The sequence below is a fragment of the Streptomyces sp. NPDC027672 genome, from assembly GCF_055566335.1.
In genome coordinates this window covers 236,071-259,342 of the sequence record NZ_JBVHSO010000004.1, presented here as the reverse complement: position 1 = coordinate 259,342, position 23,272 = coordinate 236,071, and the positions used below count along the sequence as shown (strand labels likewise).

20 protein-coding genes are annotated in these 23,272 nt (G+C 73.6%); 15 read left to right on the top strand and 5 right to left on the bottom strand.

The window, feature by feature from the left end:
* Positions 1-759 precede the first annotated feature (759 nt).
* The 4 genes from ACZ4SV_RS12355 (at position 760) to ACZ4SV_RS12340 (ending at position 4,235) form a co-directional block, all read left to right on the top strand.
* The gene (locus ACZ4SV_RS12355; protein WP_468003710.1) at positions 760-2,100 is read left to right on the top strand and encodes an AAA family ATPase; all 1,341 of its coding nucleotides are present in this window, start codon (positions 760-762) and stop codon (positions 2,098-2,100) included.
* A complete protein-coding gene (locus tag ACZ4SV_RS12350; protein ID WP_468003708.1) occupies positions 2,097-2,474 on the top strand; it encodes a nucleotide pyrophosphohydrolase in 378 nt (125 codons plus the stop codon). The genes ACZ4SV_RS12355 and ACZ4SV_RS12350 overlap by 4 nt, the downstream gene beginning before the upstream one ends.
* A 170-nt stretch (positions 2,475-2,644) precedes the next feature.
* Positions 2,645-3,148: a DUF6099 family protein gene (locus tag ACZ4SV_RS12345; protein WP_365879052.1), complete on the top strand. Its 504-nt coding sequence runs from the start codon at positions 2,645-2,647 to the stop codon at positions 3,146-3,148.
* 163 nt (positions 3,149-3,311) lie between these two features.
* The gene (locus tag ACZ4SV_RS12340; protein WP_468003705.1) at positions 3,312-4,235 is read left to right on the top strand and encodes an LLM class F420-dependent oxidoreductase; all 924 of its coding nucleotides are present in this window, start codon (positions 3,312-3,314) and stop codon (positions 4,233-4,235) included.
* 85 nt (positions 4,236-4,320) lie between these two features.
* On the opposite strand, the gene ACZ4SV_RS12335 is transcribed toward ACZ4SV_RS12340, so the two are convergent.
* A complete protein-coding gene (locus ACZ4SV_RS12335) occupies positions 4,321-5,289 on the bottom strand; it encodes a D-alanyl-D-alanine carboxypeptidase family protein (RefSeq protein WP_468003703.1) in 969 nt (322 codons plus the stop codon).
* Between the two features lie 160 nt (positions 5,290-5,449).
* Here ACZ4SV_RS12335 and ACZ4SV_RS12330 point away from each other — a divergent pair, with 160 nt between their 5' ends.
* The 4 genes from ACZ4SV_RS12330 (at position 5,450) to ACZ4SV_RS12315 (ending at position 10,964) form a co-directional block, all read left to right on the top strand.
* On the top strand, positions 5,450-6,394 hold the full coding sequence (locus ACZ4SV_RS12330) for a hypothetical protein (RefSeq protein ID WP_468003701.1): 945 nt from the start codon (positions 5,450-5,452) through the stop codon (positions 6,392-6,394).
* Between the two features lie 704 nt (positions 6,395-7,098).
* On the top strand, positions 7,099-8,322 hold the full coding sequence (locus ACZ4SV_RS12325) for an arginine deiminase (RefSeq protein WP_397939218.1): 1,224 nt from the start codon (positions 7,099-7,101) through the stop codon (positions 8,320-8,322).
* A gap of 60 nt (positions 8,323-8,382) precedes the next feature.
* The gene (gene argF, locus ACZ4SV_RS12320) at positions 8,383-9,405 is read left to right on the top strand and encodes an ornithine carbamoyltransferase (protein WP_468003699.1); all 1,023 of its coding nucleotides are present in this window, start codon (positions 8,383-8,385) and stop codon (positions 9,403-9,405) included.
* Positions 9,406-9,515: 110 nt separating this feature from the next.
* Positions 9,516-10,964, top strand: coding sequence for an amino acid permease (locus ACZ4SV_RS12315; RefSeq protein WP_365880446.1), 1,449 nt, complete (start codon positions 9,516-9,518; stop codon positions 10,962-10,964).
* Here the strand turns inward: ACZ4SV_RS12315 and ACZ4SV_RS12310 are convergent.
* Positions 10,921-11,361 (bottom strand): ATP-binding protein, encoded by a 441-nt coding sequence (locus ACZ4SV_RS12310; RefSeq protein WP_468003696.1) that lies wholly within the window; start codon positions 11,359-11,361, stop codon positions 10,921-10,923. The two genes, ACZ4SV_RS12315 and ACZ4SV_RS12310, sit on opposite strands and share 44 nt — an antisense overlap.
* Positions 11,362-11,572: 211 nt before the next feature.
* Here ACZ4SV_RS12310 and ACZ4SV_RS12305 point away from each other — a divergent pair, with 211 nt between their 5' ends.
* Together ACZ4SV_RS12305 and ACZ4SV_RS12300 are read left to right on the top strand one after the other, a co-directional pair.
* Entirely contained in the window at positions 11,573-12,400 is an 828-nt protein-coding gene (locus ACZ4SV_RS12305; RefSeq protein WP_468003694.1) for an enoyl-CoA hydratase family protein, read from the top strand.
* A gap of 6 nt (positions 12,401-12,406) precedes the next feature.
* Positions 12,407-14,701, top strand: a complete 2,295-nt coding sequence (locus ACZ4SV_RS12300) for a bifunctional salicylyl-CoA 5-hydroxylase/oxidoreductase (RefSeq protein WP_468003692.1) — start codon at positions 12,407-12,409, stop codon at positions 14,699-14,701.
* A 22-nt stretch (positions 14,702-14,723) separates the two neighbouring features.
* Here ACZ4SV_RS12300 and ACZ4SV_RS12295 read toward each other — a convergent pair whose 3' ends face one another.
* Positions 14,724-15,536 carry a PaaX family transcriptional regulator gene (locus ACZ4SV_RS12295; RefSeq protein WP_468003690.1) on the bottom strand — a complete coding sequence of 271 codons (813 nt, stop codon included), beginning with the start codon at positions 15,534-15,536 and terminating at the stop codon, positions 14,724-14,726.
* Positions 15,537-15,551: 15 nt separating this feature from the next.
* Positions 15,552-17,144 carry an AMP-binding protein gene (locus tag ACZ4SV_RS12290; protein ID WP_468003688.1) on the bottom strand — a complete coding sequence of 531 codons (1,593 nt, stop codon included), beginning with the start codon at positions 17,142-17,144 and terminating at the stop codon, positions 15,552-15,554.
* Positions 17,145-17,329: 185 nt separating this feature from the next.
* Between ACZ4SV_RS12290 and ACZ4SV_RS12285 the strand changes: the two genes are divergently transcribed.
* The 4 genes from ACZ4SV_RS12285 to ACZ4SV_RS12270 all read left to right on the top strand — a co-directional run bounded on the left by ACZ4SV_RS12285 (position 17,330) and on the right by ACZ4SV_RS12270 (position 20,712).
* Positions 17,330-18,460 (top strand): acyl-CoA dehydrogenase family protein, encoded by a 1,131-nt coding sequence (locus ACZ4SV_RS12285; protein ID WP_468003686.1) that lies wholly within the window; start codon positions 17,330-17,332, stop codon positions 18,458-18,460.
* Complete coding sequence (locus tag ACZ4SV_RS12280) at positions 18,457-18,855, top strand: RidA family protein (protein WP_365884170.1); 399 nt, start codon at positions 18,457-18,459, stop codon at positions 18,853-18,855. The genes ACZ4SV_RS12285 and ACZ4SV_RS12280 overlap by 4 nt, the downstream gene beginning before the upstream one ends.
* 81 nt (positions 18,856-18,936) lie before the next feature.
* Entirely contained in the window at positions 18,937-19,923 is a 987-nt protein-coding gene (locus ACZ4SV_RS12275) for a helix-turn-helix domain-containing protein (RefSeq protein WP_468003684.1), read from the top strand.
* A 360-nt stretch (positions 19,924-20,283) separates the two neighbouring features.
* The gene (locus ACZ4SV_RS12270; RefSeq protein WP_468003682.1) at positions 20,284-20,712 is read left to right on the top strand and encodes a DUF6299 family protein; all 429 of its coding nucleotides are present in this window, start codon (positions 20,284-20,286) and stop codon (positions 20,710-20,712) included.
* A gap of 85 nt (positions 20,713-20,797) precedes the next feature.
* On the opposite strand, the gene ACZ4SV_RS12265 is transcribed toward ACZ4SV_RS12270, so the two are convergent.
* Positions 20,798-21,616 carry a GntR family transcriptional regulator gene (locus ACZ4SV_RS12265; RefSeq protein WP_365884146.1) on the bottom strand — a complete coding sequence of 273 codons (819 nt, stop codon included), beginning with the start codon at positions 21,614-21,616 and terminating at the stop codon, positions 20,798-20,800.
* A 302-nt stretch (positions 21,617-21,918) separates the two neighbouring features.
* Between ACZ4SV_RS12265 and ACZ4SV_RS12260 the strand changes: the two genes are divergently transcribed.
* Entirely contained in the window at positions 21,919-23,196 is a 1,278-nt protein-coding gene (locus ACZ4SV_RS12260) for an extracellular solute-binding protein (RefSeq protein WP_468003679.1), read from the top strand.
* Positions 23,197-23,272: the final 76 nt, after the last annotated feature.

Below are 23,272 nucleotides of genomic sequence, written 5' to 3'. Positions count from 1 at the left end.
CCGCGCCCCGGGACCGCGCCCCGGCGCCCTGCCTCTGGACCGAGGCCCCAGGCGCCGTGGCCCCTGGCGCCGCGCCCCGGCAGTGTGCTCCGGCGCCGTGGCCCCGGCGCCGCGCTTCTGGCACCGCGCCCCGGCGGCGCGCCCTGGCACCGCGGTTCGGGACCGAGGCCGCTGGCACCGCAGTTCCGACCGACACCGAGCCCCCGGCACCGCGGCCTTGGTGCCGCGACCCCTCGCACTGCGGCCTCCGGCACTGTGGCTCCGGGACCGCGGCCCCTGGCACCGTGGCCCCGGGACTGCGGCATCGTGGCTTCCGGCGCCGCGGTTCCGGGACCGTGGCCTCCGGCGCCGTGGCTCCGGGACTACGGCCCCTGGCACTACGCTTCCGCGCACCCGGCATCGTGGTCTCCGGCACCGCGCCCCGCACACCGCGCCTCTGGCACCGTGGCTCCAGGACTACGGCCCCTGGCGCCGCGCCCCCGCCACCGTGGCCTCTGGCCCCGCGCCCCGTGCCTCTGGCACCGTGGCTCCGGGACTACGGCCCCTGGCGCCGCGCCGCCGGCAGCGTGGCCTCTGGCCCCGCGTCCCGCGCCCCCGCCACCGCGGCACCCTGGCTCCGGGAGGAACCGCGCCCCGCGCCCCCGCGCAACCCACCCCCGGCGCCGCGTCCCCGGCGCCGCGCCGTGGGTGTCGCTCGATCGTGGGAACGCTTCGACGGGGAAACGGTTCGGCGTGGCGGCGGAGTTCTACGGTCCGCACATGGCCGTGCCCTCCGTGCCCTCCCTGTTCGCCGAGCCGCTCCCGGCCGACGTGCCCGCCGAGCCGTTCGCGGCCGACGTGTCCGCCGAGCCGTTCGCGGCCGACGTGTCCGCCGGGACCCTCCCGGCCGATGTGTCCGCCGAGCCGTTCGCGGCCGATGTGTCTGAAGAGCCGCTCCCGGCCGATGTGTCCGTCGGGGCCCTCCCCGCGTCCTCCCGTCCGTCCGTCGATCTCCGTTCGCGGATCACCGAGCTGCGGCTGTCGGCCTTCGCCGGGCACCGGGGTGCCGTGTTCCCGCTCGGGCCGGTCACCCTGTTCGCCGGGCGCAGCGGGGCCGGCAAGACCTCCGCGCTCGCCGCCTACGAGGCGCTGGCCCGGCTCGGCGGCGGAGCCCCGCTGGCCGAGGCGTTCCCGGACCCGGCCGCCCGTGTCCCGGAGCGGGCGCGCCCGGACGCCGGGGGACGCCGGGGCTTCCGGATCGGCTGCACGGCCGACGGCGCCGAGGGCCCGGTCCGGCTCGACCTCGCCGTACAGGCCGAACCGGAGCTGCGGATCGTCGGCGAGCGGCTGAGCGCGCGCGGAGTCGTCCTGCTGGAGACCGCGCTGCGCGACCCCGGGCGCCGTACCGTCCAGGCCGCCTGGCACACCGCCGGTTCCGCCCCGGTGACCCGCGCCCCGCTCCCCGACGACCGCCTGGGCACCGCCCTGCTGCCGCTGCGCGTGGCCGGCAAGACCGACGGGCAGCGCCATGTGCTCGCCGCCGCCGAGCAGATGGTCGTCGCCCTGCGCTCCGTCTTCCCGTGCGATCCGCGCCCCGAGCACATGCGCGTCCCGGTGCCCACCGGTTCGGGCCGGCTGCTGCCCGGCTGCGACAACCTCGCCGACGTGCTGTGGCGCACCCGCGCGGAGTGCGCCCGCCGGCACGGCCGGCTGGTCGAGGCGCTGCGCGCGGGCTGCGCCGGCCGGGTGGCCGACCTGGTGGCCGAGCCCGGGACGGACGGCACGGTACGGGCGTTGCTCGACCGCGGCGACGGCCCGCGCACCGAGATCGCCCGGCTCGGCGACGGCGAACTGCGCTATCTCGCCCTCACCCTGGTCCTGCTGACCGGGCCCGGCGTGCTGGACATGGACGCCCCGGGCGAGGTGCCGGACGCCCTGCGCACCCTCACCGTCCTCGCCGACGGCTTCGACCGGGGCCTGGATCCCGTCCAGCGCGCCGAACTGCTGCGCACGGCCGCCCGGATGGGCGAGCGCGGGCACATCCGCTGCGTGGCCGCGGTGCACGACGCCTCATGGGCCGCCGGGGTCCCGGGTGTCACGGTGGTACACCTGGACACGTGACGGAACACCCCGACCTGGCCCGGCTCCAGCGCAGACTGGCGGAATTCGCCGCCGCGCGGAACTGGCAGCCGTACCACACGCCCAAGAACCTCGTCGCCGCCCTGTCGGTGGAGGCATCCGAACTGGTCGAGATCTTCCAGTGGCTGACGCCGGAGGAGTCCGCGCGGGTGATGGACGACCCCGGCACGGCGCACCGCGTCACGGACGAGGTCGCCGACGTGCTCGCCTATCTCCTCCAGCTCTGCGACGTCCTCGGCATCGACCCGCTGACCGCGCTGGCCGCGAAGATCGACCGCAACGAACACCGCTTCCCGGTACCGGGCACCGGGGCCGCGGAGGCCGCGGAACCGGAGGAGCAACAGCCGGAGTCGTAGATTCCGTTATCACTCTCCGTACTCGAATCTCCTGCCGACTCCGAATTGTTGTCCACATTTTCCGTCTTCCTCTAGCTTTTCGCCTCAACCGCCTTCACTCTGGGTAGTGGACAACCAGAGAGTCACCAAGGGCCGTGCGACAGGGCGCGGCGGAGGGACGGGGGCACCGGATGGATGCGGTACGGCTCATCCTCGCGAGCAGGCGGGCCCTGGCGCGCGGCACCGACACCGGGGAGATGATGGCGGAGGTCTGGCAGGCGCAGGCCCTGGCCCAGGCGATCGGCAGCCGCCTCGCGGTCTCCGGCCCGCCGGAGCTGCGCGGCGAGGCCCTCGGGCTGACGGAGCTGGCGGGCCGGGGCTGCGGCGTCCTGGACCCACCCGAACTCGACCCCGGCGACCTGCGCGCCGCCCAGCTCACCGAACTGGCCGACGCCCGCGAGACGCTGCTCTGCCTCGGCGGGCTGCTCGGCGAGGTCGGCATATCCCTGGTCGGCATGGCCAGCGGCGCCGCCGACGAGGCGACGTACTGGCAGTGCATGGAGGCCATCGACGCCGCCGACGAGTCCCGCGACCGCGTCCGCGAGATGCTGCGCAAACTGGCGGCCCGGGAGGAACTCTTATCGCCGGACACCCAGGACAGCCAGGACACCCAGGGCAGCCCGTCCGGCGTATGACCGGCGGCCGGGTCCGCCGCGGCGGGACGAGTGGCGCCGGAGCGGGCGCGGAACTCCTGACCGGCGTCCGGGCACGGACCGGCCGGTTTTCACCCGTCCGGAGACGGCCCCGCCGGACGGTCCCCGCGCGGTTGCCGCGGCCGACGCCGTGCAGGATAGGTGTATGGACCTTCGAATCTTCACCGAGCCCCAGCAAGGGGCCACGTACGACACCCTGCTCACCGTGGCCAAGGCCACCGAGGACCTCGGCTTCGACGCCTTCTTCCGTTCGGACCACTATCTGCGCATGGGCAGCGTCGACGGCCTGCCCGGCCCCACGGACGCCTGGATCACGCTCGCCGGCCTGGCCCGCGAGACCAAGCGCATCCGTCTCGGCACGCTCATGACCGCCGGCACCTTCCGCCTCCCCGGTGTGCTCGCCATCCAGGTCGCCCAGGTCGACCAGATGTCCGGCGGCCGGGTCGAGCTGGGTCTCGGCGCGGGCTGGTTCGAGGAGGAGCACAAGGCGTACGGCATCCCGTTCCCGAAGGAGAAGTTCGCCCGGCTGGAGGAGCAGCTCGCGATCGTCACCGGGCTGTGGGCCACCGAGGCGGGCAAGACCTTCGACTTCCACGGCGCGTACTACGACCTCACCGGATCGCCGGCGCTGCCCAAGCCCGCCCAGCAGAAGGTCCCCGTGCTCATCGGCGGTCACGGCGCGACCCGCACCCCGCGGCTCGCCGCGCAGTACGCCGACGAGTTCAACATCCCGTTCGCCTCGGTCGAGGACAGCGAGCGGCAGTTCGGCCGGGTGCGGGCCGCGGCGGCGGAGGCGGGGCGCGAGGCCGACAGCCTGACGTACTCCAACGCCCTCGTCGTCTGCGTCGGCAAGGACGACCAGGAGGTGGCCCGCCGCGCCGCCGCGATCGGCCGCGAGGTGGACGAGCTGAAGGCCAACGGACTGGCCGGCTCCCCGGCCGAGGTCGTCGACAAGATCGGCCGGTACGCCGCCATCGGCTCCCGGCGGATCTACCTCCAGATCCTGGACCTCGGCGACCTGGACCACCTGGAACTGATCTCGTCCCAGGTGCAGTCCCAGCTGCGGTAACCGGCGGGGCCGCCGCCCACGGACGCCGGGACCCGGCTGGCGGGTCCCGGCGCGCCCCGCCGCGGCCGGGCGGTGCGGACGGGTCTTACCGGATGCGGGTGAAGCCGTAGTCGAGGATCTTCGTCGCGTCCTTGAACCGCTCGTCCGCCGAGGAGGCCGCGAGGACGGTGCCGACGACGGTCTTGGAGCCGCGGGTGGCCGCGAACACCAGACAGAACTTCGCCTCGGGCCCGGAGCCGGTCTTCACGCCGAACGCGCCCCGGTAGGTGGCGAGGAGCTTGTTGGAGTTGTTCCACGGGTTCATGGCGTGCGTCCCGCCCGCGGGGCGGTACGACTTCATGTCGGCGTAGACCTTCGTGCCGACGACCTTCTTGAACGTCTTGTTCTTCAGCGCGGCCCCCGCCAGCTTGGCCAGATCACGCGGCGAGGAGTGGTTCTTCCCGTTGGACACTCCGTCGAAGGAGTCGAAGTGCGTGTTGGCCAGGCCCAGTTCACGCGCCTTGCTGTTCATCTTGGCGATGAAGGACTTGGTCCGCTGGGCCGTCGTCGTACCGGTGCCGTAGGTGTCGGCCAGCGCGTAGGCCGCGTCGCAGCCGGACGGGAGCAGCAGGCCGTACAGCAGGTCGCCGACCGGCATCGAGTCGCCGAGGATCAGGTTGGCGCTGGAGTAGCGCTGCTGGCCGGTCGCCGGGTCGATGACGTAGTCCGTGTACTCCTTCTTGATCTTCACCTTCTTCCCGAGGTCCACCTTCCGCTGTGACAGCACCACGAGCGCCGTCATGATCTTCGTGGTGGAGCCGGTGCGCAGCCGGCCGTCCGGCGCCTTGCCGAAGAGCTGCTTGCCGCCGGCGGCGTTCATGGCGTACGCGCCCTGGGCCGACACCTGCGGCACCGCGACGGGCTTCTGCGTGGCGGGCTTCTGCGCTGCGGGTGCCTGTGCGGCGGGCGCCGCCTGGGCGGGGACGGCCGCGAGGGCCCCCGCGCCCAGCACGGCACCGGCCGTCACGGCGACGGCGGCTCTCCCGCGTACCCGGATTCCCTGGCCGTTGGTCATGGTTCCCCCTCTGTCAGTGGTCAGTTGACGTGGGGTCAGTCCATCAGTACCGGCTCCCGGCGGCCATAACGGAGATCACATGGCCGTCCTGTGCGTGCCCCGTAACGGAATTGTGGGCTCCGTCACAGCGTGGCCGGTCGAGGGCTGATCATATGACCCGGTGCGTAAACTCCTCCCTCTCGTGCTGACCGGCCTGTTCGCCGTGTCGGCCTGCCAGATCGTCGGCGGCGACGACGACGCCGACGACACGGCCCGCGGCCTCAACACCATGAAGTCGTTCCCGCTCCAGGCCTATCTGCCGGATCCGGCCTCCGGGGACGGCAAGGCCGTCAGTACGGCGCAGTGGATCCTGGCCCGGCAGTGCATGGTCCGGCTCGGGTTCACCGGCTTCCGGTCGCTCGACGTGCGGACCGTCGAGTCGACCTACCCGGTGCGGCAGGGCACCGTCTCCGGCCGCGGCAAGGTCGGCGACGACACGCCGTACGGGGTGGACGACCCGGACCTGGCGGCCGAGTACGGCTATCACAACCGGCGCGAGGAGGACTCCGCGGAGCAGCCCATGGAGTGGCCGGCCGACCAGTACACGGCCCTCACCGGGGTGTTCGAGGCCGGCGAGAGCCACCAGGCGCACGGCCACGCCATTCCCCGGGGCGGCTGCACGGGCGAGGCGACCCGGCAGCTCTTCGACGCCGAACTGGAAGCCGTCAAGATCGACGGTACGCGGCTCACCGGCCCCTACACGCTCGCCATGTACCTGTGGTCCGACGCGCGCCAGCGGGCGAAGAAGGACGCCGCCTGGAAGAAGGCCGACCGCGCCTGGTCGGACTGCATGAAGGACAAGGGCTTCCGCTATCCCGACCCGGACGAGGCGTCCGTCGACACCGACTGGTTCGGCACCGGCAAACCGTCGGCCAAGGAGAAGAAGACCGCCTCCGCCGACGCCCGCTGCAAGCTGGACACCGACTACATCCAGACCGTGCACGCCCTGGAGAGCCGCGCGCAGAAGTCCGTCATCACCGGCCACAGGAAGGCACTGGAGGCCCGCCGGACGGCCTACCACCAGGCAGTCACCCACGCCCACGAAATCATCACCGACAAAACCTGACGACACGGGCCCGGCCACGTCCGGGCCATGGGTCCGGCCATGTTCGGGTCACGGGTCCGGCCACGTCCGGGTCACGGGTCCGGCCACGTTCGGGCCCGGGCCCGGCCACGTTCGGGTCATGGGTCCGGCCACGTTCGGGTCACGAGTTCTGGCCGTATCCGGGCCACCGGTCCAGTCGTGTTCGGGCCGCACGCCCGGCCATACCCGGGGCCGTGCGGCCCGGTTGCGCCCCGGACGCGCGCCCCGACCGCATTTCGAACGCACGCCCGGCCCGGCGGCCGGGCCGCCCCGCTCCTCGCCGCAGACGCCGGCCGCTTCGGCCACCGCGCTTCCCGCCGCGGGCGGGGGGCCGCTCCGGGCCGCCCCGGGCCCGGCGCCGGTGGCGCTGCGCACCGGGTGCGCTGTGCTCGGCTCGGCGGCGAGGCCGAGCGCCCCGTCCCCGGCCCGGCGTGCCGTATCCCGGGCGTGGGCCGCCCCGGCGACTTCCGGCGGCCCCCCTCCTCGCCGCCGGACGCCTGGTCCTGGCCAGCGGCTGGGCGGTGACCCTGCCGCCCGCGCATCCGGCGCCGGCCGGTGCCGTGCGTCGCGAGCCGAGCCCGCGTCCGGCGCCCGCCCGTGCCATGTGCCGGCCCGCTTTCGGTGTGCGTGGCGTGGAAACGGCCGGGCAGGGGGTGAAGCGGGGGTTCGGTGGTCAGGATGGAGGCATGGGATTCCATGTCGACTCCGAGGCCGGGCGGCTGCGCCGGGTCATCCTGCACCGGCCCGATCTCGAACTGAAGAGGCTCACCCCCAGCAACAAGGACGCCCTGCTCTTCGACGACGTGCTCTGGGTGCGCCGGGCGCGCGCCGAGCACGACGGGTTCGCCGACGTGCTGCGCGACCGCGGGGTCGCCGTGCACCTCTTCGGGGACCTGCTCGCCGAGACCCTGGCGCTGCCCGAGGCCCGGGCGCTCGTCCTGGACCGGGTCTTCGACGAGAAGGAGTACGGCCCGCTCGCCACCGGCCATCTGCGGGACGCCTTCGACCGGATGCCCCCGGGCGAGCTGGCCGAGGCGCTGGTCGGCGGCATGACCAAGCGGGAGTTCCTGGACGCCCACGCGGAACCGGCCTCCGTCCGCTTCCACGTCATGGAGCTGGACGACTTCCTGCTGCGCCCGCTGCCCAACCACCTGTTCACCCGCGACACCTCGGCGTGGATCTACGACGGCGTCTCCATCAACGCCATGCGCTGGCCCGCCCGGCAGCGCGAGACCGTCCACTTCGAGGCGATCTACCGCCACCACCCGCTGTTCCGCGCCGAGACCTTCCACGTCTGGTCCGAGGGCCAGGCGGACTACCCGTCCACCATCGAGGGCGGGGACGTCCTGGTGATCGGCCACGGCGCCGTGCTGATCGGCATGAGCGAGCGCACCACCCCGCAGGCGGTGGAGATGCTGGCGCACAAGCTGTTCGCGGCCGGCTCCGCGCGCACGATCGTCGCGCTCGACATGCCCAAGCGGCGCGCCTTCATGCACCTGGACACGGTGATGACGATGGTCGGCGCCGGCACCTTCACCCAGTACGCCGGTCTCGGCATGCTCCGCTCGTACACCATCGAGCCGGGCGTCGGCGCCCAGGAGCTGAAGGTCACCGACCACCCGCCGGAGCACATGCACCGGGCGATCGCCGCCGCGCTCGGCCTCGGCGAGATCCGGGTGCTGACCGCGACGCAGGACGTGCACGCCGCCGAACGCGAGCAGTGGGACGACGGCTGCAACGTGCTCGCCGTGGAGCCCGGCGTCGTCGTCGCCTACGAGCGGAACGCCACCACCAACACGCACCTGCGCCGGCAGGGCATCGAGGTGATAGAGATCCCGGGCAGCGAGCTGGGCCGGGGCCGGGGAGGTCCCCGCTGCATGAGCTGTCCGGTGGAACGCGATCCTGTATAGAAATGTGAAGAGTCGTATAGACTTCCATCGTCCCTGTAGTCATACCCCTGGAGCGCCCCCATGGCGACAGTCCCGACCGCCCTCGCCGGCCGCCACTTCCTCAAGGAGCTGGACTTCACCGAGGCGGAGTTCCGCGGCCTGATCGAGCTGGCCGCCGAGCTGAAGGCCGCGAAGAAGGCCGGGGCCGAGACCCAGTACCTGCGCGGGCGCAACATCGCCCTGATCTTCGAGAAGACCTCGACGCGCACCCGCTGCGCGTTCGAGGTCGCCGCCGCGGACCAGGGCGCCCACACCACCTACCTGGACCCGTCCGGCTCCCAGATCGGGCACAAGGAGTCGGTGCGGGACACCGCCCGGGTGCTGGGCCGGATGTTCGACGGCATCGAGTACCGGGGCGACAGCCAGGCCAAGGTCGAGGAGCTGGCCGCGTACGCCGGCGTGCCCGTCTACAACGGCCTCACCGACGACTGGCACCCCACCCAGATGCTCGCCGACGTGCTCACCATGACCGAGCACAGCGCCAAGCCGCTGCGCCAGATCGCCTTCGCCTACCTCGGCGACGCCCGCTTCAACATGGGCAACTCCTACCTCGTCACCGGCGCCCTGCTCGGCATGGACGTCCGGATCGTCGCCCCGAAGTCCTACTGGCCCGCCCAGGAGATCCTGGACCGCGCCCAGGAACTCGCCGCCGCGAGCGGTGCCCGGATCACCCTCACCGAGGACGTCGCCGAGGGCGTCTCGGGCGCCGACTTCGTCGCCACCGACGTCTGGGTCTCCATGGGCGAGCCCAAGGAGGTCTGGGACGAGCGGATCACCGCCCTCGCGCCGTACGCGGTGACCATGGACGTGCTGCGCGCCACCGGCAACCCGGACGTGAAGTTCCTGCACTGCCTGCCGGCCTTCCACGACCTCGGCACCGCGGTCGGGCAGCAGATCCACGCCTCGCACGGGCTGCGCTCGCTGGAGGTGACGGACGAGGTCTTCGAGTCCGCCCACTCCGTCGTCTTCGACGAGGCCGAGAACCGGCTGCACACCATCAAGGCGGTGCTGGTGGCCACACTCGCCCGGGAAAGCCTTGCCTGACCCGCCTCACCAGGCCTTATCCTGACCGGCGGCCCGGAACCACCCCTTCCGGTGCCGTCGCCGCGGCCCCACGACGGCCGCCCGCACCACCAGAAACGAGCACCACCCGCATGCCCGCTCCCCGCATCAAGTCCCCGCACCTGCTCGTCGCCGAATCCGGCGCCGACCGCGAAGGACACGGTCTGAAGCGCACCATGGGCCTCTTCCAGCTCATCTGCTTCGGCGTCGGCGCCATCGTCGGCACCGGCATCTTCGTCGGCCTGTCCGACTCGGTCGCCCAGGCCGGCCCGGCCGTCGTCGTCTCCTTCGTCCTCGCCGCTCTGACCTGCGTCTTCACCGCGTTCTCGTTCGCGGAGCTGGGCGGTGCGATCCCGGTCTCCGGCTCCTCGTACTCCTTCGCCTACGCCGGGCTCGGCGAGTCCACCGCCTTCCTCGTCGGCTGGTGCCTGCTGCTGGAGTACGGCGTCTCGATCTCCGCCGTCGCGGTCGGCTGGAGCGAGTACGTCAACGAGCTGCTGCACAGCCTCACCGGCCGGCAGCTCCCGGCCGTGCTGTCCGCGGGCCCCGGCGGGGGCGGTGTCGTCAACCTGCCGGCCGTGATCGTCATCGCCCTGGCCTCCGTCCTGCTGGTGCGCGGGGTGCGGGAGAGCGCCCGGGCGACGGCCGCCATGGCCGCGGTGAAGCTGGCGGTCCTGCTCGCCTTCTGCGCCATCGGCTACAGCGCCTTCAAGCACGGCAACCTCACCCCGTTCTCCCCGGCCGGCCTCGGCGGCATCGGCGCGGGCACCACCGCGGCGTTCTTCTCGTACATCGGCTTCGACGCGATCACCACCGCGGGCGAGGAGGCGAAGAACCCGCGCCGGCACATCCCCGTCGCGATCCTCGTCTGTATGGGCCTGGTCACCCTGCTGTACTGCGCGGTCGCGCTCGCCGCGATCGGCGCCGTCGGCGGCGACCGGGTCGCCGGCCGTCCCGCCGCGCTCTCCTACGTCGTCAACGAGGTCACCGGCTCCGCCGTCGGCGGCGGTGTCATCGCCTTCGGCGCGGTCGTCGCCATCGCCTCGGTGGTCCTCGCCGTGATGTACGGCCAGACCCGCATCCTGATGTCGATGTCCCGCGACGGCCTCGTCCCGCGCGTCTTCGAGAAGGTCTCCCCGAGGACGTCCACGCCGGTCGCCGGCACGCTGATCGTCGCGCTCGTCTTCGCGCTCCCGGCGGCCTTCGCCTCCCTCGACGCCGTGATGAACCTGTGCACCATCGGCACCCTCGCCATCATGGCCGCCGTCAACATCACGGTGATCGCCCTGCGCCGCCGCGAACCGGGCCTGGAGCGCAGCTTCCGGGTGCCGCTGTACCCGGTGGCCCCGCTGCTCGGCGTCGCCTTCTGCGCGTACCTGATGTACGAGACGGGCTGGCGGACCTGGCTCCAGTTCGCCGTGTTCCTCGCGGTGGGCCTGGCGGTCTACGGCGGCTACGGCCGCCGGCACTCCACGCTGGCCCGGTCCGCCGCCAAGGTCACGCCGGCCGCCGCCGCTGAGCGGGAACCACAGGCAGTCTGAACCACACCGCCTTGCCCGACGCGGTGGGGCGGTGACCGCAGGACGAGCTGAGGGCGCGGATCAGCAGCAGCCCGCGCCCGCCCTCCTGCCACACGTCGGGCTCCTCCAGTACCGGCCGGGTGAGCTGGCCGGGCGGCGCCGGGTCCGGGTCGTGCACCTCCACTCGGCAGCCGCTCGGCGCCAGCTCCACCACCAGCTCGATCGGGCCGCGCCCGGCGGTGTGCTCCACCGCGTTCGCCACCAGCTCCGCGGTCAGCAGCTCCGCCGTGTCCGGGTCGGCCACGTGCTCCACGTCGGTCAGCGCCGAGCGCACCAGGGCACGCGCCACGGGCACCGCCGCCGCGGTGTGCGGCAGCGCGATGCGCCAGGAGGCCGATTCGGCGGGGCGTTCGTACAAGGCGGGTCCGTTCGTGCAGCAGGCGGTCCTGCTTTTCGACTCCAGGCATGGTACGGGTCCCGCGGCGCCGGGCCGCAGCCGGGCGCCGTCCCGCGGGCCCGGCCGGACGGCCCCCGGTCCGTATGTCGCGTGGTCGTGACGACAGTCACGGATGGGTGATAACTTCGACGGGAGCAACGTACGGCACCACCGCCCGAGGAGGCCGCACGTCATGAGTCCCTTCACCGGCTCGGCCGCCCGCACCGCCCACTGGAAGCACCTGCGGGTGCGGTGCACCGACGGCGTCGCCACCGTCACCCTCGCCCGCCCCGACCGGCTCAACGCCCTCACCTTCGGCGCCTACGCCGACCTGCGCGACCTGCTCGCCGAACTGTCCCGCGAGCGGTCGGTGCGGGCGCTGGTGCTGGCCGGCGAGGGCCGCGGCTTCTGCTCCGGCGGGGACGTGGACGAGATCATCGGCGCCACCCTGGCCATGGACACCGCCCAGCTCCTCGACTTCAACCGGATGACCGGACAGGTTGTGCGGGGGATCCGCGAGTGCCCGTTCCCGGTGGTCGCCGCGGTGCACGGCGTCGCGGCCGGCGCCGGCGCGGTACTCGCCCTCGCGGCCGACTTCCGCGTCGCGGATCCCTCCGCCCGCTTCGCCTTCCTCTTCACCCGGGTCGGCCTGTCCGGCGGCGACATGGGCGCGGCCTATCTGCTGCCCCGGGTCGTCGGCCTCGGCCACGCCACCCGCCTGCTCCTGCTCGGCGACCCGGTCCGGGCGCCCGAGGCCGAGCGCATCGGGCTGATCAGCGCGCTGACGGAGGAGGGAGGCGCGGACGCGGCCGCCCACACCCTGGCCCGCCGCCTGGCCGACGGCCCGGCCCTCGCCCACGCCCAGACCAAGGCCCTGCTCACGGCCGAGCTGGACATGCCGCTCGCCGCCTCGGTCGAACTGGACGCCTCCACCCAGGCCCTGCTGATGAACGGCGAGGACTACGCCGAGTTCCACGCGGCCTTCACCGAGAAGCGGCCTCCGAAGTGGCGGGGGAGGTGAGCCGGAGTGCGCGTGGCGGTCATCGGCGGCGGCCCCGGCGGGCTCTACGCCGCCGCCCTGCTGAAACGGCTGGGTCCCACCCGGGAGGTCACCGTCTGGGAGCGCAACGCCCCCGACCAGACCTTCGGCTTCGGCGTGGTCCTCTCCGACGAGACCCTCGGCGGCATCGAACACGCCGACCCCGTCGTCCACGAGGCCCTGCGCCGGCACTTCGTGCGCTGGGACGACATCGACGTCGTGCACCGGGGCGTACGGCACCGCTCCGGCGGCCACGGCTTCGCCGCGCTGGGCCGGCACCGGTTGCTGCGCGTCCTGCACGAGCGCTGCCGAGCACTGGGCGTGGAGCTGCGGTTCGGCACCGAGGCACCGCCGGCCGGCCGGCTCGCGCGGGAGTACGACCTCGTCATCGCCGCCGACGGCGTCCACAGCGCCACCCGCGCGAGCCTCGCCGGGGAGTTCCGGCCCCGGGTGACCGCGCACCGCTGCCGCTACATCTGGCTCGCCGCCGACTTCGCCTTCGACGCCTTCCGCTTCGAGATCGCCGAGACCGGACACGGCGTGATGCAGTTGCACGGCTACCCGTACGCGGCGGACGCCTCCACCGTCGTCATCGAGATGCGCGAGGAGGTCTGGCGGGCCGCCGGATACGCCGAGGCCGGCCCGCGGGAGTCCGTCGAACGCTGCGCCAAGGTGTTCGCCGACGCCCTCGGCGGACGCCCGCTGCGCTCCGACGGCTCCGCCTGGACCACCTTCCGCACGGTCGTCAACGAGCGCTGGTCGCACGGCAACGTCGTCCTCCTCGGCGACGCCGCCCACACCGCCCACTTCTCCATCGGCTCCGGCACCAAGCTGGCCGTCGAGGACGCCCTCGCCCTCGCCGCCTGCCTGGAGGAGCACCCGGACCCGCCGGCGGCGCTCGCGGCCTACGAGACGGAACGGCAGCCCGTCGTCGCCTCCACCCAGCGGGCCGCCCGGGCCAGCCTGGAGTGGTTCGAGGACCTGCGGCTGTACCTGGGCCAGCCGCCGCGCCGGTTCGCCTTCAACCTGCTCACCCGCAGCCGCCGCGTCACCCACGGCAACCTGCGGCTGCGCGACGCCCGCTTCACCGAGGCCGTCGAGCGCGAGTTCGGCTGCCCGCCCGGCACCCCGCCGATGTTCACCCCGTACCGGCTGCGCGGTCTGACCCTGCGCAACCGGGTCGTCGTGTCCCCGATGGACATGTACTCCGCCACCGACGGCGTCCCCGGCGACTTCCACCTCGTCCACCTGGGCGCCCGCGCCCTCGGCGGGGCCGGCCTGGTGCTGACCGAGATGGTGTGCGTCAGCGAGGAGGGCCGGATCACCCCCGGCTGCACCGGCCTCTACACCGGCCGGCAGGCCACGGCGTGGCGGCGCGTCACCGACTTCGTGCACCGCCACGCACCGGGCACCGCGATCGGCGTGCAGCTCGGGCACTCCGGGCGCAAGGGCTCCACCCGGCCGATGTGGGAGGGGATGGACGAGCCGCTGCCCACCGGCAACTGGCCGGTCGTCGCCGCCTCCCCGCTGCCGTACCGGCCGGGCGGCCAGACGCCGCGCGAGCTGTCCCGCGCCCAGCTCACCGACATCCGCGAGCAGTTCGCCGCGGCCGCCTGGCGGGCCGCCCGGGCCGGCTTCGACCTGCTCGAACTGCACTGCGCCCACGGCTATCTGCTCTCCGGCTTCCTCTCCCCGCTCACCAACCTGCGCATCGACTCCTACGGCGGTTCACCGGAGCGGCGGCTGCGGTTCCCGTTGGAGGTCTTCGACGCCGTACGCGCGGTGTGGCCGGCCGAGCGGCCGATGACCGTCCGGATCTCGGCCACCGACTGGGCGGCGGGCGGGACGAGCGCCGAGGACGCCGTCGGGATCGCCCGCGCCTTCGCCGCGCACGGCGCCGACGCCATCGACGTGTCCACCGGGCAGGTGGTGGCCGGGGAGCGCCCGGAGTTCGGCAGGTCGTACCAGACGCCGTTCGCCGACCGGATCCGGCACGAGGCCGGCGTCCCGGTGATCGCGGTCGGCGCCATCTCCTCCTGGGACGACGTCAACTCGCTGATCCTCGCCGGCCGCGCCGATCTGTGCGCGCTGGCCCGGCCGCACCTGTACGACCCGCACTGGACCCTGCATGCGGCGGCCGAACAGGGCTACACCGGCCCCGGAGCGCTCTGGCCTGCGCCGTACCGGGCGGGCAGCCGGCCCCCGCGCACCGGACGGACCGAGGCCCCCAGACCCCGGCTCACCCTCGGCGGTGCAGCGGAAGTCCGGGAGAGCGCGGACTGAAGACGCGGCCGCGGCAGGGGCGTCACAGCCCCGCGAACCGCGCTCCCGCGTCCCGCAGCCGTGCGTGCAGACCGCGGAAGACCTCCGCCGAGCGGACGCCCGGCCAGTCGGCCGGGAGCAGCCGGGTGGGCAGACCCGGGTCGGTGTACGGCAGATGGCGCCAGGAGTCCAGGGCCAGGAGGTAGTCGCGGTAGGCGTCCTCGGCCGGGGTGTCGGCACGGCCCGCCCAGGCGTGCAGCACCGGCGCGTGCGCGTCCAGGAACCGCTCGTGCTCCTTGGCGATCGCGCTCAGGTCCCACCAGCGGGCCACCGCCTCGACCGTGGGCGCGAAGCCCAGGTGCTCACCGCGGAAGAAGTCCACGTACGGATCGAGCCGCAGCCGGCGCAGGGTGTGCTCCGCCTCCTCGTGCAGCCGGGCCGGGGCGATCCACACCCCGGGGGCCGCGGTGCCGAAGCCGAGGCCGGCCAGCCGGGAGCGCAGCACGTGCCGCTTCTGCCGCTCCGACTCGGGCACCGAGAACACCGCGAGCACCCAGCCCTCGTCCGCCACCGGCGTGCCCGCGTAGACCCGCCGGTCGCCGTCGTCCAGCAACTGGCGCGCCTCGGCGGACAGCCCGTACCCGGCCGCGCCGGACTCCGTGCGGGCCGGCAGCAGCAGACCGCGCCGTTTGAGCCGGGACACCGAGGAGCGCACGGAGGGCGCGTCCACGCCGACCGCGGCCAGCAGCCGGATCAGCTCGGCGACGGGCACCGGGCCGGGCAGGAAGCGGCCGTACGCGCCGTAGAGCGTGACGATGAGGGACCTGGGGGCGTGCTGCTCGGACACGTTGATCATTTTAGTTCGTCGGCATCACTGCTGGTCACTTCGGGTACGCAGGCGGAACCGCTGGACCTTGCCGGTGGCCGTGCGGGGCAGGGCGTCGAGGAAGACGAACGCGCGGGGACACTTGTAGGGCGCCAGTTCCGCGAGCAGGAACGCGCGCAGCGCCTCCGCGTCGCGCCGGGCCCCGGGACGCAGCACCGTATAGGCCACGGCGACCTGGCCGCGGGCCTCGTCGGGCCGGCCGACGACCGCGGCCTCGGCCACGTCGGGATGGCGCAGCAGCGCCTCCTCCACCTCCGGCCCCGCGATGTTGTAGCCGGCCGAGACGATCATGTCGTCGGCACGCGCCACATAGCGGAAGGAGCCGTCGGCGTCGCGGACGCAGGTGTCGCCGGTGATGTTCCAGCCGTCCCGGACGTACTCCCGCTGCCGGGGGTCGGCCAGATAGCGGCAGCCGACCGGGCCACGCACGGCCAGCAGTCCCGGCTCGCCGTCGGGCACGGGCCTGCCGCCGGCGTCCTGCACGCGTGCCTGCCAGCCCGGCACCGGTACGCCGGTGCTGCCCGGCCGCGTGTGCTCGTCGGCGGCGGCGAGGAAGATGTGCAGCAGCTCGGTGGCGCCGATGCCGTTGACGAGGCGCAGGCCCGTGCGCTCGTGCCAGGCCCGCCAGACGGCGGCGGGCAGGTGTTCGCCGGCCGACACGCAGCGTCTGAGGGACGACACGTCGTGGCCGTCCAGCCGCTCCAGCATGGCGCGGTAGGCGGTCGGCGCGGTGAACAGGACGGAGACGCGGTGCGCGGCGATGGCGGGCAGCAGGTGCCGCGGCCCCGCCTGTTCGAGCAGCAGGCTGCTGGCCCCGGCCCGCATCGGGAAGATCACCAGTCCGCCGAGACCGAAGGTGAACCCCAGCGGGGGACTGCCGGCGAACACGTCGTCCCGGTGCGGGCGCAGCACGTGCCGGGAGAACGTGTCGGCCGTGGCCAGCACGTCCCGGTGGAAGTGCGCGCACCCTTTCGGGCGGCCCGTGGTGCCGGAGGTGAACGCGATCAGGGCGACGTCGTCGGCCGCGGTGTCCACCGCCGGGTAGGGCGCGGCGGGCGCCGGGCGGCGCAGCAGGTCGTCGGGGCCGGCGCCGCCGTACGTCGTGACGCGCAGCCCCGGCACCGCGGCCCTCGCCAGGTCGTCCACCGACCGGACGTCGCACAGCGCGTGCCCGACGCGGGCGATCGCGCACACGGCCGCCAGTTCGTGCGGGCGCTGCCGGGCCAGCACGGTGACCGCGATCGCGCCCGCCTTCAGCACCGCCAGCCAGCAGGCGGCGAGCCAGGGCGTGGTGGGGCCGCGCAGCAGCACCCGGTTGCCCGGGACGACGCCCAGCGGGCCGGTGAGCACGTGCGCGATCCGGTCGACGCGGGCGCGCAGCTCGCCGTAGGTCCAGGCGGGGCCGGCCGGGACGCGGAACACCGGGCGGTCCGCGCCGGCCTGGTCCAGCAGCTCGGCGGCGCAGTTCAGCCGGGCGGGATAGCGCAGTCCGGGCAGGTCGAACAGCAGCTCGGGCCACTCGTGCGGCGGGGGCAGGTGGTCGCGCGCGAACGTGTCGACATGGGCCGAGGGATGCATGACGGTGGCGCCCCCTTGCCGTGACAGAGGTCCCAGACGGCTGTCCGGACGGGCTGCGTGGTGGGCTCGCACCCCGAGCGTATCGCGTTGGTGACGGCAGTCAACGGCACGCGATAGCCTCGGGTGGTGAGCGGGAAGGGCACGAGGAACCCGCCGCGCAGGGCGACCCGGAGGGAGGACCGGTCGTGTCCGCTTTCGCACTCGCACCGGAGCAGACCGCGTGGTGCGCCGAGCTGCGCGCGCTGGCCGCCGAGCGGCTGCGCCCGCTGGCCGGCCGGGGCCGGCCCGGCCGCGTCAACCGGCCGCTCCTCGCCGAACTCGGCCAACTCGGTCTGCTCGGCCGGCTGTTCACCTCCGGTGCGCTCGACCTGTGCCTGATGCGCGAGTCCCTCGCCCGGTCCTGCACCGAGGCCGAGACCGCCCTCGCCCTCCAGGGCCTGGGCGCCCACCCGGTGCACACCCACGGCACCGAGGCCCAGCGGGAGCGCTGGCTGCCCCGGGTCGCCGACGGCAGCGCGGTCGCCGCCTTCGCGCTGAGCGAGCCCGGCGCCGGCTCGGACGCGGCGGCCCTCGCCCTCGCCGCCGAACCCGACGGCGCCGGCTGGCGGCTCACCGGCGCCAAGTGCTGGATCTCCAACGCGCCCGAGGCCGACTTCTACACCGTCTTCGCCCGCACCACACCCGGCGCCGGAGCACGCGGTGTGACCGCCTTCCTCGTGCCCGCCGGCCGGCCCGGGCTCACCGGCCGGCCGCTGGAGATGCTCGCGCCGCACCCCGTCGGCGCGCTCGACTTCGACGCCGTGCCCGTCACCGCCGCCGACCTGCTCGGCGCGCCGGACCGCGGCTTCGCCGTCGCCATGGGCACCCTCAACCTCTTCCGGCCCAGCGTCGGCGCGTTCGCGGTCGGCATGGCCCAGGCCGCGCTGGAGGCCACCCTCGCGCACACCCGCCGGCGCGAGGCGTTCGGCGGACCGCTGAGCGCCTTGCAGGCCGTGTCCCACCAGGTCGCCGAGATGGCCCTGCGCACCGAGGCGGCCCGGCTCATGGTGTACGCGGCGGCCGCGGCCTACGACGCGGGCGCCGCCGACGTGCCCCGGCGCGCGGCGATGGCCAAACTGCTCGCCACCGAGACCGCGCAGTACGTCGTCGACACCGCCGTCCAACTGCACGGCGCCCGCGCTCTGTGCCGCGGCCACCTCCTCGAACACCTCTACCGCGAGGTGCGCGCGCCCCGCATCTACGAGGGCGCCAGCGAGGTGCAGCGGAGCATCATCGCCAAGGAGCTGTACGCCGCCGCCCGCGAGGAGGACCGATGACGGCCGAACGCGTCAACCCGCCCGGCCTGTCCCCGCCCACGGGCTTTACGCACGCCGTCGTCGCGACCGGCTCCCGCGTGGTGTTCCTCGCCGGACAGACCGCGCTCGGCGCCGACGGCACGCTCACCGGGGACACCCTGCCCGAGCAGTTCGAGAAGGCCCTCGGCAACCTCCTCACCGCCCTCGGCGCGGCCGGCGGCACGCCCGCCGACCTGGCCCGGGTCACCGTCTACACCACGGACGTCGCCGCCTACCGCGCCCACGCGCGCCGGCTGGGCGGGATCTGGCGGCAGGCGGCGGGCCGCGACTATCCGGCGATGGCCGTGGTCCAGGTGGTACGGCTGTGGGACGAGCGGGCGCTGGTGGAACTGGACGGATTCGCCGTGCTGCCCTGACCGCGCCCCACGGCTCCCCCCGGCCGGCCGGGACGTGCGAGGATGCCCGGCTACAAGGCCCGGGAACGACACGGGGAACAGATGATCGGGACAGTCCACCGCACCGACGACGTACCGGCTGGGGAGAGGTTCGCCTACTGGCGCGACATGGTCGGCCGGACCCGGGCCAGTGACATGCTCAGCGCGCACGTCGCCGACTACTGGGCCGAGTGCCGCTTCATGGAGCTGGGACCGGTCACCGTATGGCCCGCTTCGTTCCTGCCCGCGCGGTTCCGGCGCAGCCCGCGCATGATCCGCCGCGACGACCCCGAGCTGTACCACCTGACGCTGCTGGTCAGCGGGCGGATGGGGCTGGACCTGACCGGCCCGGGCGACACCTTCGGCCCGCGCGACCTGCACCTGGTCGACAGCTCACAGCCGTACGACCTGCGGTGCGCCGACGCGGAGGCGGCACCGCAGCGCGGGGTGGCGGTGGACTTCCCCAAGGCGCTGCTCCCGGTGCCGCCCCGGCAGGTGCGGGAGCTGCTGGGGCGCGCGCTGTCCGGCCGGCAGGGCATGGGGGCTGTGCTGGCCGACTTCCTCGGCTCCCTGGAGCGGCAGGCCGACACCCTCCGCCCGCGCGACGCGGCCCGCCTGGGCACGGCCGTCCTCGACCTGGTCTCGGTCTTCCTCGCCTCCGCCTCGGACACGGAGGCCGCCCTGCCGCCCGAGACCCGGGAGCAGGCCCTCGTACGGCGCGTCGAGGCCTTCATCCAGCAGCGTCTGCACGACCCGGACCTGACCCCGCCCGTGATCGCCGCCGCCCACCACGTCTCCCTCAGCCAGTTGCACCGCGTGTTCCGGCAGTGGTCGTCCCAGGGCACGACGGTCGCAGCCCACATACGCGCCGCCCGGCTGGCGGGCGCCCGCGCGGACCTGGCCGACCCCGCGCACCGCGCCACCCCGGTCCAGGACATCGCCGCCCGCTGGGGATTCACCCGCCCCTCCGACTTCAGCCGCGCCTTCCGCGCCGCCCACGGCGTCCCGCCCAGGGAGTACCGCGGCGAGGCGCTGCGTGCGCCGGACTGACCGGACGCGGATGTGCCGACGGGCGGACCGGTGCCGTGCGGGCACCCGGTCCGCCCGTACCCCCGTTGCGGCACGCCGCCCGGACGGCGCGGGCCGGGCCGGGCCCGAAGGCGCGGTCGCCCCGCGGGCCGCCGGACCGGGCCGGGTGGTGCACCCGTCGGTGGTGCGCCTTCGATCATGCCGGGCCGCGGTCCGTCCGTGTTGGCAGCGCGTCCACACCTTCCGCGCAACGCGTCCACGGAGCCGCGCACCCGGCGGCCGGTGGAATGACGCGCCACCGATGGGGTGACGGTCACGCCCGCCGGTCCGGCCGCCCGGTACCAGTGGAAACCCCCGAACCCCTGAACAGGGAGGTACTCCATGCGCGTAAGCCGGCCCGTCCTCGCCGCGGCCCTCGGTGCCGCGGCGCTGCTGTGCGCCGCCGCCGTCCCGGCCGCCGCCGACCCCGCCGAACTCGTCACCGTCGACCCCGTCGGCCGGATCTCGCCCGACGGCACGGTGACCCTGTCCGGCAGCTACCGCTGCGCCGGCGGCACCGGGCCGGTGTTCGTCAGCTCCTCGCTCAGCCAGGGCGACGCCCGTGTGCGGCACGGCATCGGCGGCGGTCTCGCCCAGTGCGACGGCGCCGAGCACCGCTGGCAGAACTCCGGGAAGATCTCGACCGAGGCGCCGGCGGCGGGACCGGCGCGGGTGCAGGCCACCCTCATGGAGCTGCGCCCCTCGGGCTTCCTGCTGCTGCCGTCCTTCCACGCCCTGACCGACCAGGACATCACCCTGACCCAGGGGTGACGGTGGCCCGCCGGCACCGGCCGTCCCCGCACCGGCCGGCGCGGTACCGGCCGTCCCGGCGTCTCCGTCCGGGGCGTGTGCCGGGTCAGGTGAGGCCGAGCGCGTCCCGGTCCGGGGGAGCCGTCCTGCGCCGGATCACCGGGGCGCCCGGCCGGTGCAGGGCGGCGACGAACTTGTAGCGGGAGCCGCGGTAGACCGAGCGCACCCACTCCACCGGGGTGCCCTGCGCGTCCCGCGAGTGCCGGGACAGCAGCAGCATCGGCATGCCGACATCGGTGGCGAGCAACTGGGCCTCGCGCGGTGTCGACAGCGAGGTCTCGATGGTCTCGTCGGCCTCGGCGAGATGGACGCCGTACACCTCCGCGAGCGCGGTGTACAGCGACGGGCAGGTGGCCAGCGAGCGGCGCAGCCCGGGGAAGCGCCGCACGGACAGGTGGGTCGTCTCGATCGCCATCGGGTCGCCGCTGGCCAGCCGCAGCCGCTCGATGCGCAGCACCCGCTCGCCGAGCCCGATGTCCAGCAGGCCCGCCAGCTTCTCGTCCGCGGGCACCTCCGCGATGTCCAGCATCTGCGAGGCCGGGGTGAGGCCCTGGGCGCGCATGTCCTCGGTGTGCGAGGTGAGCTGGAGCGTGCGGTACAGCTTGGGCTGGGCGACGAAGGTGCCCTTGCCCTGGATCCGGTCCAGCCGGCCCTCGCCGACGAGTTCCTGCAGCGCCTGCCGGACGGTGGTCCGCGAGGTGTCGAACCGCACGGCGAGCAGCCGTTCGGCGGGCATGGCCGAACCGGGTTGCAGCGCCTCGGCCATCGAGAGGAGCTGCTGTTTGATCCGGTAGTACTTCGGCACGCGCGCGGTGCGGCCGGTCGCCCTTCCGTGCGGCTGGGCGCTGCTCACGTCGGTGGTCATGCCTGCCTTCCCGGCTGTGTCGATGGGCTCCCGTTATAGCGACCAACTCCCGTATGGTCTAGTCCAAATGAACGGTCCGGGCGAAACGGACGGAACGCGGACGGACGCGCTCCGGTGACTTTCTCGTAACGGCCGGGACCGGCATCCCGAACCACCCTTGACACTCCAAAAGGTCTAGGCCAAGCTCCACCGTACTGGTCTACACCATTAGTGGCCAGGTCCCGAGCCCTACGTGCAACAGCGTCGTATGCAGGTCACCGCCGAGGGCGTGGGGGGTTAGTGGCATCCCTGAGGAGGGTGGCGTGAAGCGCAATCTTGCGGCCGCGATCGCGATCGCGGGCATGATGGTCTCCGTGTCGGCGTGCGGCGGGGGCGACGACGACAGCGGCAAGAACGCCGGGCCGGACAGCTTCAAGGGCCAGACGCTCACGGTCTGGGCGATGGACGGCTCCACGCCGGACCAGTGGGTCAAGGACGTGACGGCCGCCTTCGAGAAGAAGACCGGCGCGAAGCTGAAGTTCGAGACGCAGAAGTGGGACGGGATCCAGCAGAAGATCACCACCGCCCTCTCCGAGTCCAACCCGCCGGACGTGCTGGAGGTCGGCAACACCCAGACCCCGGCCTACGCGGTCACCGGCGGCCTCGCCGACCTGAGCGACCTGAAGCAGGAGATCGGCGCCGACTGGACGCCGTCGGTCTCGCAGTCCTCCGTCTACGACGGCAAGCAGTACGCCGCTCCCTGGTACTTCGTCAGCCGTACGGTCATCTACAACAAGAAGATCTGGGCCAAGGCCGGTATCAAGGACACCCCGAAGACCCGGGACGAGTTCTTCCAGGACCTGGCGGCGATCGACAAGAAGACAGACGCCGAGCCGCTGTACCTGCCCGGCCAGAACTGGTACTTCTTCGACGGTCTGACCATCGGCCAGGGCGCCGACCTGGTGAAGAAGGAAGGCGACAAGTACGTCTCCAACCTCGCCGACCCCAAGGTCGCCAAGGCCATGGAGATCTACAAGAAGTACGCCTCCTTCTCCAAGGCCCCCAAGGACAAGGACGAGGCCACCCCGCAGCAGGCCGAGGTCTTCGCCAAGGGCAAGACCGGCGCCTTCATCGGCCTGGGCTGGGAGGCCGGCACGGCCGTCACCGCCAACAAGGCCATCGAGAAGGACCTCGGCTACTTCACCCTCCCGGGCGAGACCGCGGACAAGCCCGAAGGCGTCTTCCTCGGCGGCTCCAACCTCGCCGTCGCCGAGGGCAGCAAGAAGAAGGAACTGGCCAAGGAGTTCCTGAAGATCGCCCTGTCCGACCAGTACGAGGGCGAGCTGGCCAAGCTCAACGGCGTCATCCCGAACAAGAAGTCGCTGGAGAGCAACCTCAAGGGCAACGCCTTCGCCGAGGCGTCCGCTCCCGGCGCCGCCGTCGGCGGCACCACCCCGCTGATCCCCGAGTGGGGCGCGGTGGAGAACAACCCGAACCCGATCAAGTCCTACATGACGGCCGTGCTGAACGGTAAGTCCCCGGCGGACGCCGCCAAGCAGGTCGAGGACGAGATCAACAAGCGCCTGGCCCAGCAGAACTAGACCCGCGCCGGGGACGCCACGACGGGGCGTCCCCGGCCCACCCATGCGCCGTGCGCGCGCACGGCCGTGGTTTCGT

Coding starts and splice junctions, on each gene's coding strand:
- ACZ4SV_RS12355 (WP_468003710.1), top strand. CDS start 760: ATGGCCGTGCCCTCCGTGCCCTCCCTGTTCGCCGAGCCGCTCCCGGCC.
- ACZ4SV_RS12345 (WP_365879052.1), top strand. CDS start 2,645: ATGGATGCGGTACGGCTCATCCTCGCGAGCAGGCGGGCCCTGGCGCGC.
- ACZ4SV_RS12340 (WP_468003705.1), top strand. CDS start 3,312: ATGGACCTTCGAATCTTCACCGAGCCCCAGCAAGGGGCCACGTACGAC.
- ACZ4SV_RS12335 (WP_468003703.1), bottom strand. CDS start 5,289: ATGACCAACGGCCAGGGAATCCGGGTACGCGGGAGAGCCGCCGTCGCC.
- ACZ4SV_RS12325 (WP_397939218.1), top strand. CDS start 7,099: ATGGGATTCCATGTCGACTCCGAGGCCGGGCGGCTGCGCCGGGTCATC.
- argF (WP_468003699.1), top strand. CDS start 8,383: ATGGCGACAGTCCCGACCGCCCTCGCCGGCCGCCACTTCCTCAAGGAG.
- ACZ4SV_RS12315 (WP_365880446.1), top strand. CDS start 9,516: ATGCCCGCTCCCCGCATCAAGTCCCCGCACCTGCTCGTCGCCGAATCC.
- ACZ4SV_RS12305 (WP_468003694.1), top strand. CDS start 11,573: ATGAGTCCCTTCACCGGCTCGGCCGCCCGCACCGCCCACTGGAAGCAC.
- ACZ4SV_RS12295 (WP_468003690.1), bottom strand. CDS start 15,536: ATGATCAACGTGTCCGAGCAGCACGCCCCCAGGTCCCTCATCGTCACG.
- ACZ4SV_RS12290 (WP_468003688.1), bottom strand. CDS start 17,144: ATGCATCCCTCGGCCCATGTCGACACGTTCGCGCGCGACCACCTGCCC.
- ACZ4SV_RS12280 (WP_365884170.1), top strand. CDS start 18,457: ATGACGGCCGAACGCGTCAACCCGCCCGGCCTGTCCCCGCCCACGGGC.
- ACZ4SV_RS12275 (WP_468003684.1), top strand. CDS start 18,937: ATGATCGGGACAGTCCACCGCACCGACGACGTACCGGCTGGGGAGAGG.
- ACZ4SV_RS12270 (WP_468003682.1), top strand. CDS start 20,284: ATGCGCGTAAGCCGGCCCGTCCTCGCCGCGGCCCTCGGTGCCGCGGCG.
- ACZ4SV_RS12265 (WP_365884146.1), bottom strand. CDS start 21,616: ATGACCACCGACGTGAGCAGCGCCCAGCCGCACGGAAGGGCGACCGGC.